Raw genomic sequence first — 14,978 nt, 5'->3', positions numbered from 1 at the left:
CAATAATAATTTATATATTTCTGTGATATTATAATTAAAGGATAAACTTTTATATTAAATTTAACCAAAAAAGCTCATAAATATTAAAAAATTTTTTCGGAGGTTTTTTTATCATGGATAAACAAAATATAATAAAATTTTTAAAGGAAAATCAAATAGAGGATATAGAAGAGATAAAGTATAAAGAAGGAGTTTACACCTTAAGATTCTATTATGATTTTGATGATTCCGAAATTGAAGCGGCAAGGGCCTATTCTAATGACGAATGTGAAGAAGAGGAAGAGGGAGAAGTCTGGTATGGAGAATTTTTTAAACCCTATCTAAATGATATTGCAATAGATAATGTAGGAGATATACTTGAAGATTGTATGAAAGAATTTAATATAGGCATTCAATTTATTAGCTATGATTTTGATGATGAGGAGCAATGCAGTGAAATAGTTGCCATATTTTATGAAAGTGACAAAGCCATTGATATAGAAAATGTCATAGACGATTTAAAGCTCTAAGTATTTCAGGTGCCATAGGCCTAGATAATCCATTTATACAAGTTGAAAAAAACAAAATCTACAAGGTAGATTCATTGATATTGTATAATTGAGAAAATAGAAGCTTAAGAGAGTAAAAATAAGATATTATACATTTAAATTATGAAAATGACGTAAATTCATTAAATAAAAATTTGAAACTGAAATAAAAAATGATATAATAATACACGTAGTTAATTCTGATGTGCCCGTGAAGCTTATATGTTCAACCGACATAATCAAAAAGGGATTTTCGAGAGATTATTTGTAGATATGGAACTTTTTTAAAGTGAAAGTAGATAGAAGCAAATTGAGAAAAACCCACCTGCTATAGTGCGGGTGTGACTTTTAAGTGTGACGACATATCGGAAATACATTTTAAAAATAATGTTATTTAATTATGACATGGGGTTTAGTTCCATGTCATATGAATTATTATGGCCTCATGGTCAAGCGGTTAAGACATCGCCCTCTCAAGGCGGAATCACGGGTTCGATTCCCGTTGAGGCTACCAAAGCTTTAAATAAGCTAGTTTACAGAGTTTGTAGACTGGCTTATTTTTTATTTTCTCACATTAATTTTAGAAAACTATAGTTTCTGTCAGAAATCAGTAGTTAGTAAAGCTAGAAATATCAATGCTTACAGCAAATTTTAGAAAACTGTAGTTTGATATAAGACAAAACCATTGGTTCTTGGTTGAAATCTATTTACTATCCTATTTATGAGGCTTTCCGAGGTTCCGGAAAGCCTTTTTTGAAAATAAATAACATAATAGAAATTTGTTTAATATATATTATTAGATATTTTATGAAAGATATTATTAGAATAATATGTAATATTATGGTGGACAATGATATAATTGACTATAATAGAGTATATTCTACAAGTATATTTTATCTAAGAATAATTATGTCTATAATGTGAAGCTTGATATTTAATTGTTTTATAAAGGTATTTTACATGTTTGATTTATTTTTTAGAAATAGGTATGACGTATTTGTGAGAAAAATCGAAGTAATGAATGGTAATATTTACACCCCAGGGGTGTAATTTTTCCCAATTTTGCTTCGCAATCTTCTTATTTTGTGCTGTAAGAGTGAATTAATGTGAACTAACTTGCTCTAAGATTATTTTGGAGGGTTAAAATGATTATAAGGAAAGTAACAGAGGATGATATAGAATCCCTTGTGAAATTAAGAATTAATCAACTTATTGATGAAGGATATTCTCTTAAAAATGAAAATAACGAAATGATTTCTAATGAGATGAGAAATTATTTTCAAAAAAATATTAGAACAGACCGTTATATTTCTTGGATAGCAGTTGATGAAGAAAGAATAGTATACTACCATCTGGTAGGATACTGATAACGGATTTATATCATGTAATTCTACATATAGTAGTAATATTTAGAAAAGGTGGTGCGGAAAACAAATATAAAAAACTAGGTTATAAAGGGGAGTATACTATGGAAATTATAAATAGACATAATAAAATTACCGCAGGAATAACAATTTCTCTTTGCATTTTATTTGTTGTATATTTTGTGACTTCAATATATTTCATGAAGCATTTATATTTTGGTTCTAAAATTAACGGTACTGATGTATCAGGTAAAACAGTGGAAGAAATTAAAGCACAAATGGCATCTGAGCTGCATACATATTCTTTGGATATAAAAGAGCGGGGTGGCAAGAAGGAACAAATTAAGGCAGGTGATATTAATTTAAAGTATAAATCGGACCAACAATTTAAGAATCTTAAAAATGAACAGAATCCTTTGAAATGGCCTTCATCGTTTTTTAATACAAAAAATTCCAACATAACAGCAGAAATTTCATATGATAAAGGACGATTAACAAAACAAGTAGATAATCTATCTTGTTTTGCTGATAGCAATATAATTGAACCTAAAGAGCCCAGCTTTAAATATGTAGACAATGCTTTTAGGATTGTAGACGAAATTAAAGGTAACAAGATAGATAAGAATATTTTACTTGAACGTTTGGCAGATGCAATATCTAAGCAGGAATCAACAATAGATCTGGAATCTGCTAATTGTTATATAACGACCAAGTATACTTCAAAATCTGAAAAAGTTATCAAAGCTAGGGACATGCTCAATAAATATATATCCTCAAAAGTTACTTATACTTTTGGAAATAGTAAAGAAATTTTAGATGGTTCAACAATAAATAAGTGGCTTACAGTTGATGATAATTTTAATGTTATCCTTGACGAGGGAAAAGTAAAAGAATATGTAGAGTCACTTGCTGATACTTATAATACTGCTGGTAAGACAAGAAGTTTTCATACATCATCAGGAAATACTATAAATATTAGCGGTGGTGACTATGGGTGGCAGATTAATATTGATAAAGAAGTACAAGATTTAAGTGAAGCGATAAAAAAAGGACAAATCATAACAAAACAACCGGCATACAGTCAAACTGCTGTCTCTTATGGTAGCAGTGATATTGGAAATACATATGTAGAAATAGATATGGCAAAGCAACATCTATGGTTTTATAAAAATGGTTCACTGGTAGTAGAAGGAAATGTTGTTACAGGTAACGTAAGCCTAAATGACGCAACACCTGCAGGAATTTACAGATTAAAAGATAAAGAAAGAAATGCTACTCTAAAAGGTGAGGGTTACAGTGCTCCTGTTAGTTTCTGGATGCCATTTAATGGAGGAATTGGAATACATGATGCAAACTGGAGAAGTGTGTTCGGAGGAGAAATATACAAGACAAATGGTTCTCACGGTTGTATAAATTCACCATACAATTTAGCACAGACAATATTTGATAATATAGATGTAGGTAATCCTGTTGTGTGTTATTATTAGGGAGCTGATGAAAAATTAAATTAATAAAATTTCCCCACACTTTTCCCACAAAAGTTTCAGATAACTCTAGTTTTGATTAGAAAGTAGAAGTAAGTAAGTAATATCAACACTTATAGAAAAGTGAAGAAAAATAAAAATAAATTTGGCACTTAAATTAGAATACTGCAGTAATATGAATTATAGCAATATAAATCAGGGTGATTTATTATGTATATTATAATTTTTATTTTATGTTTAGTTTTCGCTTATGGAACAGCAATCGTATTAGACAAAACTTCAAATGAAGAAGAAAATAAAAAGGAAAAAGAAAATTAAAAGAAACCTATCACGAATATGCTACAAGATTCATACAATGGATAGTAGGTGCTTCAATAGATGGGATCTTTGGAAATGGAACAAAGATAAAAGTACAAAATTGGCAAGCATCTCATGGTTTAACGCCTGATGGAGTAGTTGGACCCGCAACATGGGCTAAGATGTTAGGCTAAAAAGGATTATAGAAAACTATAGTCCTTTTTTAAGTAAAAACAAATAAAAGAGAGATAACTTTTTGGATTTAATTTTATTTTCCCTATAAAATATTTAATTTAATACGAGCTTAAAAAGATGCACCACAATAAGGGGCGCACCTTAAAAAAATAAGTAAAAAGAGATTCATCTAGATTATTAACATATATTAGAATTTTATACAATTAAAAACTTTGGCTTTTTAGAGGGATTTTTCGTTTTTTGTAGAATTATAAATGTAAATTATAAGAATAGCTATATAAATAAACTGTAAATATTTGTTGTTATTGAAATTCAGAGAGGTGATTTAAATGAGTAAAGAAGAAACTAAAAATAAAATTAGTAAATTTCGTAAAACAATTTTAGAGTTATTAGACAAAGATATTATAACTGGAGAAAATGCTGTAAGATATGGCTATAAATTTCTCTCAATAATAGCAGGCAACATATCATATGAAAGTAATCTACTTGATAATTATATAAATAATAATAAGTTATTGGATGCATTTTGTGCTATAGTAGATGAAAAAATAGCTAGTACAACAGGTGATGAACATTTACTAAAAAAATATCAAGATAGGGCAAATAAAGCTGCCAATGAACTGACAGAAGATATTAAAGTTTTTGCCGAAACTAATGAAGAAAAATTAAAAGGTATTTTTAATAATAAAGAATTCTTAGATTTATATGATAAATTAAAATTTAGACACAAAAAATAGCAGATCAAAAAGGAGTAGCTTATAAAGTTACTCCTTTTTTCTTTTTACTTTGCCACTGGCTATATGGATGTTTCCATTATCTTAAGATGTAGAACTTTAGAGATATTTAAACTTTTTGATATAAAAAAATAATACATTTAATATAATTGTATATACCTTTTTAGATTTAAAAATTTTTAATCTATACTTAAGATAATAGATACAATATTGAAAGAAATTTGTAATAATATTTTGATATTATAAATATGAACATGAAGATAATCCTCACTTAACACTGGCGTAAATGCTGGTGTATTTTTTAAAAAGAAAATAATTATTGTAAAATAGTAAATATTATTTACAAAATAATATTTATAAGTTATTATATATATAATAACAAATTACCCCCTAATAAAAATAAAGATGACCTAGCATTCACTAAAATGACAGGTCATCTTTAATAAAAATACAACATTTATTGATGGAGGAGTTTATTATGCTAAATCTTAGATTTAAAAGAGAAATTAGAAAGAAAGCACCATTAGATTATTCAAAAATAAATTTCACCGAGCAAGAGGAATTAAATTGGTGGTGTAAGGAATTAAACTGCACAGAACAGGAATTGATAGATGCAGTTAATAAAGTTGGAGAGTCTACCCATAGGGTAAAAGAATATTTAGGAGAATATTAGTAATAATAAAAATAATTTTCAAAAGCAATAATACATATAAGTAGAATAATTACATTTTAATAAGCAATAATAAATTGAGCATCAGTAGTAATACTGATGCCTTTGTTACGTCATGTAAAATAGAAAAAAGGTAAGCTGCAGACAAAATATTACAAAACTATTTTAATTTGCGGATGATTTACCTAGTATATCTATAGAGAGTTTTAGAAGATATAGAAAGCCTAATACATTTAAAAGTGAAGTAAGTATAGTTATTGCATTGTATAAAAGTGCATTTGAACCATTAAACTGATTGAATAAAACTACATGAGTATTTATATAAATTATTAAAGTAAATAATGCAGATAAGATTAATAATCTTTTATCTTTAGCATATATATAGGCTAAAATTGAAATAATAACAGCTGTAAACATATATCTTTCATGCATTCCTACAGAGAAATTAAAGACACCTACCACTTGAATAAGAGCTACAATGTATACAAAGGATCTATTTTTAGCTTTTATATATATGAAGCCTGAAAAAAGCGTAATGAGTACAATGAAGATCATTCCCCAAGTATGGTAACTGAATATAAACATAGTTGTTGTATCCCTAGTCATATTTGCTCCAATTAAACTAAAAAAATTAAATGCATTATCAGAAGCATAGGGATATTCCCCTATAGTATTTTTGTAAAGATTAAAAATCCAGATTATATTACCGTTGCTTATTGAAAATGGCAATATAATAATTAATGTGGTTATTAATGCTGGTAATACACAATATAAAATACTTTTTAAATTTTTCCTTCTTATAAGTTCAAACAAAAGTAGTGGAAGAAGTATTATTCCCTGGGGCTTCATGAGTACTGCCACTGTAAATAAAATAGAAGAAAATATAAGCTTATTTTCAGACAATAAGAATACTGAAAGTATAACTATGAAGGCAAAGAATGAATCTGCCTGTCCCCAAATAGTTGAATTCATTAAAACAGCTGGATTGAAAATGTAAAAAGCACCTAATAGAATTGAAAGTTCTTTATAGGTACGTTTATTTGCTATTCTATATATAAAGTAAGAGGATAAAATATCCGCAATTATAGATGGTATTTTAAGCAGCAGATAATAATATTTACTAAGTAAAGATATGTTGGCAAGTTTTCCAATTATACATAAAATGTAAATATATACAGGTGGATAATCTATTGAAGAATCATTGCCATATACCGTAAGAAGATTATTTGCAGCTGCAGTGGCCCATCTTTTATATAAATTAATGTCAAAAGGCTGTCCATCTATAAGTAACCCTAAATAAATACGTAAGAGAAAACCTATTACAAATATACCTGCTATAAGTGTATAAGCATCTGCAGCTTGAATTTTTATTTTTTTATAAATTAAGATTAAATATGTTGATATAAATAATATAAAAAATAATATGCAATAAGCCATAAATACAGGAGAATATATACTATTGGAATTACTGCTATCTTTAGCTGAACCGTTTATATTCCTATTCCAAGGTCTTGCATTCTGATTATTAGAAGTATGGTATTTATTAAATTTTATCATAGATTGTGCTGAATTTTCCCCAGGGGATCTTTCTTTTAAATTACTTATATTGAGATTATTTTGTAAGTTGGTTATATCAGATTGATTCTTTGAATCATTTATATTAAATTGGTTTTTGGGGGCATTACTAAATTGATAATTTGCCCCCATCCTATTTGAATTATCATTTCCATAGCTTAATATAGCGTAAATACATAAGCTGCCTAATAATACAGTTATCAATACTATAACTATTTTTAATAAATTATTTCTTAAAAATTGCATTTTCATTCCTCCTACTTATAATGCCTATTATATAGTATAGACAGAAATTATTGAATTATTATGAAATTTTTATGTGAATTTTATGGGATATATGATTTGATTCTAAATCACATAAATTTCACACAAAATTTTGATATTTATCCGGTAAAACTTAAGTATAATTTTCACATAGGCATTATATGAGAAAAGTGTACTAAATATTGATAAAATTTTTACTATATAATTCATTTAAACTGAGTGAGGAACCAAACTCCTACTCAGTAAGATTCATTGATGATTATGCCTTATAAAAATAATTATTACTTATAGTATATAAGAAAGAAGGGAAAATATTAAATGAAAAAAATAAAATTTACCAAAGAAACAATTGCACTAATAGTAATTATATTAATATCTGCCATACTAAATTTTGTTAACTTAGGCATAGAGGGATATAGTAATTCATACTATGCTTCAGCTGTAAAGAGTATGACCATGAGCTTTAAAAATTTCTTCTTTGTAGCTTTTGATCCAGCTGGCTTTGTAACTATTGACAAGCCTCCTGTGGGTTTTTGGTTTCAGGCAATATCTGCTAAGATATTTGGATTTAATGGAGTAAGCATATTGCTTCCTTCAGCCTTAGCAAGCGTAATATCAGTTATATTGATATACAAAATTGTTAAAAGAGCCTTTGGAAGCATGGCGGGATTGATTTCAGCGTTATTTCTTGCTATAACACCTGTTTTTGTAGCAGTTAGTAGAAATAATACCATAGACAATATACTTATACTATTTTTATTATTGGCGTGTTGGGCACTTTCCATTGCAGCGGAAAAAGGGAAGTTTAAATATATCATATTAAGTATGGTACTTGTAGGTATAGGATTTAATGTAAAGATGCTTCAGGCTTATCTTGTAGTTCCAGCTATATATATAACATATCTTCTAGCTACTACAATTTCCATAAAGAGAAGGATTATTAATCTTGTAGTTGGAACTGTTGTGCTTATAGCAGTTTCACTGTCTTGGGCATTGGTGGTTGATTCTGTACCTACCTCCAGTAGACCTTATGTAGACAGCAGTACAAATAATACTGTACTGGAACTTATAATTGGTCATAATGGAGCTGAAAGATTTTCTCTCAGCAGCTCTGATAAAGGTAATGGTGGAGGAGGTGCTCCAGGAGGCAGGCAAAGTCAGGGACAATTAGGTGGAAACTCACAGAAAGGTCAGTTTAATGGGAATTCTCAAGGCATGCCGGGAAATCCACCAAATGGCAATGGCGGTAGTGTAAATTCATCAAATGAGAGCAGCAGTCAGAATAATAATAGTGATATGATGGACTTTAATGGTAATCCAGGAAATGGACAAAATCCAGGAGGATTTGGAGGAGGCCCCAATGGTGGAGGCGGTGCACCTGGTGGCAGATCATCAGGAGGAGGTTCATCACAACTTCAAGGTACTTTTGGTGGAGAAACAACCTCAGGTCTTACAAGGCTATTTTCTAAAAACATACTTTCAGACCAGATAGTTTGGTTTATACCATTAGCTGTAATAGGATTTATAGCAGCAGCTATTAGAGAAAAGTTAAGATTTAGACTGGATAATAAGAGGAAGCAGTCTTTAGTACTATGGTTCCTTTGGTTTTTACCAGAATTCCTATATTTCAGCTTTAATACAGGAACCTTTCATTCATATTATTTAACAATGTTGGCACCACCAATAGCGGCTTTAGCGGGAATAGGAATTACTTCTATGTGGAGGCTATATAAAGAGGGTGGATGGAAAGCTTGGTTCTTACCAGTAGCCTTGATAGTTAATAGCGCAGTCCACTTGCTTATGTTATACTATTTCATCAGTTCATCTAATATTATAAAAATATTAATAATATTAGTATCGATTTTAAGTATTATACCAGCTATAATACTTAGTATCTTGAATGTATTAAATAAAGAAAAAGTAAATGTTGACAAAAAAGAAGAAAACTGGAAATCAAACAACAAATTTAATTTAAAGAAAACTCTTGTATCACTGGCTGTGGTAGGCCTATTAGTAACCCCATTTGTTGGATCCTCTGCAGTTTTAACTACTAAATTGAATGGATCTTTTCCAGCAGCAGGTTTAGAACTGTTATCAAGTAATAATCAGCAGGGACCAGGTGCTGGCGGTTTTCAAGGCCAAGGTATGACAGCTTCTAATGGAGATACGAAGCTTATAGAATTTTTACAGAAAAATAAAACAGCTAAGCAAAAGTATTTGCTTGTGGTTTCAAATTCTAATTCCGCGGCAGATATAATAACCAATACAGGGGAACCTGTAATGTCCCTTGGTGGTTTCCTTGGCAATAATAAGGCAATTACTTTGGAGCAATTCAAGAAATTGGTTGTTAATGGAGAAGTAAGGTATGTAATGGTAGGCGGCATGGGACAAGGTAATGGAAGCAGCGAAATAATGAATTGGGTTAAACAAAATGGTAAACTTGTTTCTTCAAGTGAATATAGTGACTCAAGTAAAGCGCAAACAAATGCAGACAATAATACATCAAGTACAACTAATTCACAGGCATCAGTGGATAATGCAAATACTTCTGAGAATAATGAGGCTACTGGGAATGAAGGGAATAATACTATGGATAATAGTAGAGGTGGAAATTCATCACAGCAACTTTATGATCTAAAATCATATACTGACTCCAATAATTAATATAGTTGTTAAGACATAGTTTTCTAAGTTAGTGTAAATATTTATATTTTCTAATTTGGAGTAAAACTAGAAAATATCTAACTGAGGAGGAAAAACAGCTTCCTTCTCAGAAATATTTATGATAAACAGAGTTCTTTGTTTCAGGTGGAGTTTTTTTCTCCAACTGAAACTTAGAAATCGTTATCCAGGGGCGTAGCAGCCGTTATCTCACACTTTGATAGAAGATGGGAGTATTACGGATGGTAGTCATCGGATAAATATTTGTGAAACTTGTATTTATTATTTAATAAGGCAGTAAATACATTTGCTTTTTGATGTACGAAAGGAAGGTGTATGTAAAAATTAATATGATAAAAAAAATACTAAAGATTATTTTGAAATTTTCAGTATCAATAGTAATGATAGGTTGTATATTCATGGCATTAGTTTTTTATTGCAATTGGGGCCCTTTTAATAAGTTAAGAACTCTATGGGTAACTACTGCTATGACTACATTTAAACATCAATGGTTAGCTACTGATTTTATATCCGGTACTGAGATAAATAAAATTTTAAATTCAAACAGAGTTGTAGCTACAAATGATAAGACTAATATCGATGAAAGTAAAGTAAATAATAACTCATCAGAAAAAAGTGAGAGTACTTTAGGCGATATGGTAGTAAAAGCTAGTAGTTTTAGTACCTCTGGCAATATATCCATAGTTAACATTAACGAAAATAATTATACAGGTAAGCTTATGATTGTAGATAACCCAAAAAGGATACAATTGGCCACCATAGATAAATTTAGTTTGAATATCAAAGGAGATAAGCTATTAGAATTAGCACAGAATAATTACGCGGTGGCTGCTATAAATGCCAGTGCATTTGTAGATCCCAATGGTACAGGTAATGGAGGCGTGCCTATGGGCATTGTGGTGAAAAATGGTAAAGTAATATATAATGATACTTCAGGTGCTTTTAATATAGTAGGATTTGATTACAGCGGAAGATTGATTACTGGACAATTTACATTAGAGGATATAGCTAAAAATAATATAAAGGATGCTGTTTCCTTTGGACCTGCATTAATTATAAATGGTAAGCCTGTTACAATAGAAGGAGATGGTGGTTCTGGTCTTCAGCCAAGAACTGCAATTGGACAAACTACTGATGGGAAGGTTCTACTTCTAGAGATTGATGGAAGGCAACCTCTTTATAGTGTTGGTGCTTCTATAAAAGATGTACAAGATATATTGGTGAGATATGGTGCCATCAATGCCTCAAATCTAGATGGCGGCTCCTCTACAGCTATGTATTACAATGGTAAAATTATAAATAAGCCCTGTGGACCATTGGGAAGTACAGGAGGAAGATATCTTCCCACAGCTTTTTTAGTAACTAAATAACATAGTGAAACTGTTTAAATCCTATAAATAAACTTATTTATAGGATTTTACTTATTTGTTATTTGACAAATAAGTAACGATTTCTAAATATCAATATTTTTGATACCTAGAAATCGTTGTTCTTTATGGTAAATCGTTATCAAGGGACGTAGCCACTCTTTACTTCCACTTTACGAAAAGCAAAGAGCCAAAATCTTCGATATTGTGCGAATCACTTTCACAGAGTGCAAGCAGAGAACAAAAATCTTCGATTTTCTGTGAATTGCTTTCACAGCATGCGGTGGGAGTATTAGAGTGGGTAGTCATCGGATAGAAGAAAATTGCATAGTTTTTATACAATAAAAAAATAAGTATGCTTTAATGCATACTCAATGTATAATATATAATAAAAAATATAAAATGCAATCAAAAAATCATTTAAAATAATTAAGCAACCTTCTGTAACAATTTTTGTGCATCATGATATTTAACTAATAGCTTGTCCAATTTTTGACTGTAAGTAACAACCTTATCATCAGTGAGAGATCTATAGAGTATAAGCTGGTAAAGCTTATTTCTAAGTTCATCTATTTCACAGATTAAAAGTTCCAAATTAGAATCCATATTAAAACCTCCTTATTTCAAACTACCCCTTATTTTTTGATTGCAAATTTATTTTACCAAAATATCCATCACATGTAAATTCATTTTAAAAGCCATTATAAAACATAAATCTACATCTAGTGGCAACTTACACCTATTTTCAAAGTTTTATTTATATTTACTATTTTTTACATTTGTTCAAACGTGTTGAAAAAAGCTATTTGTTATAATATGTAAATGACGGAATGTGTCATTTATTTTTATGAATTATTATAATTATTGAAAGTTGTTTTCAATAACAATTGTGTTATAATATTTATGTTAAATAGGTTATTTTGTACATCATATATAATTTATTTTAGATATATATGATGCAATAAATTACCTCAATAAATAAAATAATTATTTCATTTAAGTAGTATACATTAGTTATTATCAATTAAAAGTATAATTTTAACTAAATTTTATATATTATTTAATAGTTAGTCAAGTTTTATACTTTTTTATATTATTAGAATATATTAAAATCTTTATATAGGATAAAGCATTTAAAATATAGCTAGTAAACAGGACATATGCAAAGAAATAGCAGATCAAAGAAGAGGTGTAGAGGTATTCACGTATTGATTAGTTATTTCTTTATATATGTCTAAATTTAAGGACAAAACAAAATTTAGGAGGTACATTTATGTTAAACATGGATCTAACAATGGCTCTTGTTAGGGTAACTGAAGCTGCTGCTATAAGATCGGCAAAGTTTATGGGTAGAGGAGATAAAATAGGAGCAGATCAAGCTGCTGTAGATGGTATGGAGAAAGCTTTTGAATTAATGCCAGTGAGAGGAACAGTTGTAATTGGCGAAGGGGAGCTTGATAATGCACCTATGCTTTATATAGGTCAGAAAGTTGGAATGAATGAAGATTATATGCCTGAAATGGATATAGCAGTTGATCCATTAGATGGAACAATTTTAATTGCAAAAGGATCACCTAATGCTATTGCAGTTGTTGCTATGGGACCCAAAGGAAGTCTTCTTCATGCACCGGATATGTATATGAAGAAAATAGCAGTAGGCTCTGGAGGTAAAGGTGCAATAGATATAGATAAAAGTGTTGCTGAAAATGTAATAAGTGTGGCAAAAGCACTTAAAAAAGATGTAACGGAATTAACTGTAGTGGTTCAAGAAAGAGAAAGACATGATTACATAGTTCAGGAAGCTAGAGATATTGGTGCTAGAGTTAGGTTATTTGGAGAAGGAGACGTGGCTACCATACTTGCTTGTGGATTTGAGGAAACAGGAATAGATTTATTTATGGGAATCGGTGGTGCACCAGAAGGAGTTATTGCAGCAGCAGCTATAAAATGCATGGGAGGAGAAATGCAGGCACGACTTATGCCTCATAGTGAAGAAGAAAAAATAAGATGCAAATCTATGGGCATTGATGATGTGAATAAAATATTAACTATAGATGATTTGGCAAAATCTGATGATGTTCTATTTGCAGCTACAGGTATAACTGAATGTGATCTATTAAAGGGTGTTGTATATTCAAAACATGAAGTTGCCATTACCCATTCAATCGTTATGAGTTCTAAAACTGGTGTAATAAGATTTGTTGAGGGCAGACATGACTTGAATAAAAGTAAATTAGTAATATAATAGTATTATTATATGTGGGAAAGGCGTGATAGAACAATGCCTGTTAAGGTTAAAACTTTAGTTGAAGATTTGGGTTTGGAAGTAATTATTAGCGGACCGGAAGAAGCTGAGGTTTGTTTAAGTGATATAAATAGACCTGGACTGCAATTTGCTGGATTTTACAGTTATTTTGCCAATGAAAGAATACAGATTGTGGGAAAAACAGAATGGAGTTTCTTGGATGAAATGAGATCTGAGATTAGAAAGAAAAGATTAAAAAAGTTTTTTCAGTTTGAAACTCCTTGTATAATTATAGCAAGAAATCTTACACCTCATGAAGAATTTATAGAAGAAGCTACAAGACGTAATGCATGGCTCATTAGATCCAGTAATACTACTACAAGATTTATAAGTAAAGTTATGAATTATTTAGACGATAAGCTTGCACCAGAAACCAGAATGCACGGAGTTTTAGTAGATGTATATGGCTTTGGTATACTTATTACAGGGGAAAGCGGCATAGGCAAAAGTGAAACTGCTTTAGAGCTGATAAAAAGAGGACATAGACTCATAGCTGATGATGCAGTTGACATTAAAGCTATTGAAGGAGTACTTCATGGCAAATCTCCTTTTATAACCTCTGGTATGCTGGAGGTTAGGGGAATGGGTATAATAGATGTACCAGCCTTGTATGGCCTCAGCTCAGTTCTGGAAACAAAAACTATTGATTTAGTTATGTATTTGGAACAATGGAAAGAGGGAAAAGATTATGACAGACTTGGTATAGATAACGAGTGTATAGAAATTTTAAATGTACCTGTAAGGAAAATGACTTTGCCAATAAGACCCGGTAGAAACTTAGCTGTTATAATTGAAGCTGCTGCTGCAAATTATAGATATGCACTTAGCTGCAAAGTATCTCCAGTAGAAACAATTAATCAGAGAATGGATGTGGGTGGAGACGAATAATACTAAAAGTCAATTTAGAAATTATATAGCTAAAAAAAGGGAGGCATTATCTTTAGTGGAAAAAAGAGGAATGGATAATGCCATATATGAAACTATAATTAATAGCCATGACTTTATAAATGCAAAAGTGATATTTATTTATATTAGCTTTGGCAAGGAAGTGGACACACATAATATAATTGAGCATGCCATTGCTTCTGGTAAAAAAGTATGTGTACCAAGAGTTATTAGCAGATTAAAGGGTATGAGAGCACTTAAGATAAACAGTTTGGATGAACTTGAAATAAGTAATTATGGAATTTTGGAACCAAAGGAGAATTCAGAGGAAGTATCTGTAGAAAATATGGATTTAGCTGTAATTCCAGGTTTAGCATTTGATTTACAGGGTGGAAGAATTGGTTATGGTGGTGGTTTCTATGATCGATTTTTTTCAAATGCAGATATAAATATAAAAAAAATAGCTTTAGCCTATGAATTCCAAATATTGGAGGGAATTCCTTTGGAAGATCATGATATAGCTATTGACGGTATAATAACTGAAAATAGTTTTAAAAATATTAAATAAGGCATGTGAAAATAAACAGTAAGTCAAAATGAACTAGCATATTAACTAGTTATTTATTTGA

12 protein-coding genes, 1 tRNA gene, 1 other RNA gene and 1 pseudogene are annotated in these 14,978 nt (G+C 30.1%); 13 read left to right on the top strand and 2 right to left on the bottom strand.

Annotated elements, in window-relative coordinates:
• Positions 1-113: 113 nt before the first annotated feature.
• The 8 genes and pseudogenes from ABF633_RS16625 (at position 114) to ABF633_RS16590 (ending at position 5,274) form a co-directional block, all read left to right on the top strand.
• The gene (locus tag ABF633_RS16625) at positions 114-509 is read left to right on the top strand and encodes a hypothetical protein (protein WP_415525053.1); all 396 of its coding nucleotides are present in this window, start codon (positions 114-116) and stop codon (positions 507-509) included.
• A 212-nt stretch (positions 510-721) separates the two neighbouring features.
• A non-coding RNA gene (gene ssrS, locus ABF633_RS16620) (6S RNA) lies at positions 722-903 on the top strand.
• A gap of 63 nt (positions 904-966) precedes the next feature.
• Positions 967-1,041, top strand: a tRNA-Glu gene (locus ABF633_RS16615).
• A gap of 631 nt (positions 1,042-1,672) precedes the next feature.
• Positions 1,673-1,894: a hypothetical protein gene (locus tag ABF633_RS16610; protein ID WP_415525051.1), complete on the top strand. Its 222-nt coding sequence runs from the start codon at positions 1,673-1,675 to the stop codon at positions 1,892-1,894.
• A gap of 101 nt (positions 1,895-1,995) precedes the next feature.
• Complete coding sequence (locus ABF633_RS16605) at positions 1,996-3,378, top strand: L,D-transpeptidase family protein (RefSeq protein WP_415525049.1); 1,383 nt, start codon at positions 1,996-1,998, stop codon at positions 3,376-3,378.
• 323 nt (positions 3,379-3,701) lie between these two features.
• Positions 3,702-3,866: pseudogene (locus tag ABF633_RS16600) on the top strand (peptidoglycan-binding domain-containing protein); the annotation flags it as partial.
• A 330-nt stretch (positions 3,867-4,196) separates the two neighbouring features.
• Positions 4,197-4,604 carry a hypothetical protein gene (locus tag ABF633_RS16595; protein ID WP_415525047.1) on the top strand — a complete coding sequence of 136 codons (408 nt, stop codon included), beginning with the start codon at positions 4,197-4,199 and terminating at the stop codon, positions 4,602-4,604.
• A gap of 475 nt (positions 4,605-5,079) precedes the next feature.
• Entirely contained in the window at positions 5,080-5,274 is a 195-nt protein-coding gene (locus ABF633_RS16590) for a DUF3606 domain-containing protein (RefSeq protein WP_415525045.1), read from the top strand.
• Positions 5,275-5,436: 162 nt separating this feature from the next.
• Here ABF633_RS16590 and ABF633_RS16585 read toward each other — a convergent pair whose 3' ends face one another.
• Positions 5,437-7,092, bottom strand: a complete 1,656-nt coding sequence (locus tag ABF633_RS16585; RefSeq protein ID WP_415525043.1) for a hypothetical protein — start codon at positions 7,090-7,092, stop codon at positions 5,437-5,439.
• 336 nt (positions 7,093-7,428) lie between these two features.
• Here ABF633_RS16585 and ABF633_RS16580 point away from each other — a divergent pair, with 336 nt between their 5' ends.
• Both ABF633_RS16580 and ABF633_RS16575 read left to right on the top strand, forming a co-directional pair.
• Complete coding sequence (locus tag ABF633_RS16580) at positions 7,429-9,774, top strand: glycosyltransferase family 39 protein (RefSeq protein WP_415525041.1); 2,346 nt, start codon at positions 7,429-7,431, stop codon at positions 9,772-9,774.
• Between the two features lie 416 nt (positions 9,775-10,190).
• Entirely contained in the window at positions 10,191-11,162 is a 972-nt protein-coding gene (locus tag ABF633_RS16575; RefSeq protein ID WP_415525039.1) for a phosphodiester glycosidase family protein, read from the top strand.
• 426 nt (positions 11,163-11,588) lie between these two features.
• Here ABF633_RS16575 and ABF633_RS16570 read toward each other — a convergent pair whose 3' ends face one another.
• Entirely contained in the window at positions 11,589-11,765 is a 177-nt protein-coding gene (locus tag ABF633_RS16570; protein WP_415525037.1) for a Spo0E family sporulation regulatory protein-aspartic acid phosphatase, read from the bottom strand.
• 667 nt (positions 11,766-12,432) lie between these two features.
• Here ABF633_RS16570 and glpX point away from each other — a divergent pair.
• From glpX to ABF633_RS16555, 3 genes are read left to right on the top strand one after another with little or no spacing between them, the layout of a single operon-like run.
• Entirely contained in the window at positions 12,433-13,404 is a 972-nt protein-coding gene (gene glpX / locus ABF633_RS16565; protein ID WP_415525035.1) for a class II fructose-bisphosphatase, read from the top strand.
• A 36-nt stretch (positions 13,405-13,440) separates the two neighbouring features.
• Entirely contained in the window at positions 13,441-14,352 is a 912-nt protein-coding gene (gene hprK / locus ABF633_RS16560) for an HPr(Ser) kinase/phosphatase (protein WP_415525059.1), read from the top strand.
• Positions 14,333-14,917 carry a 5-formyltetrahydrofolate cyclo-ligase gene (locus ABF633_RS16555; protein WP_415525033.1) on the top strand — a complete coding sequence of 195 codons (585 nt, stop codon included), beginning with the start codon at positions 14,333-14,335 and terminating at the stop codon, positions 14,915-14,917. Before hprK ends, ABF633_RS16555 begins: the two co-directional genes overlap by 20 nt.
• Positions 14,918-14,978: the final 61 nt, after the last annotated feature.

This window comes from Clostridium sp., assembly GCF_047718555.1.
GTDB lineage: Bacteria > Bacillota > Clostridia > Clostridiales > Clostridiaceae > Clostridium_I.
The sequence above is the reverse complement of the archived record's forward strand: the minus strand, read 5'-3'. Positions and strand labels throughout refer to the sequence as shown.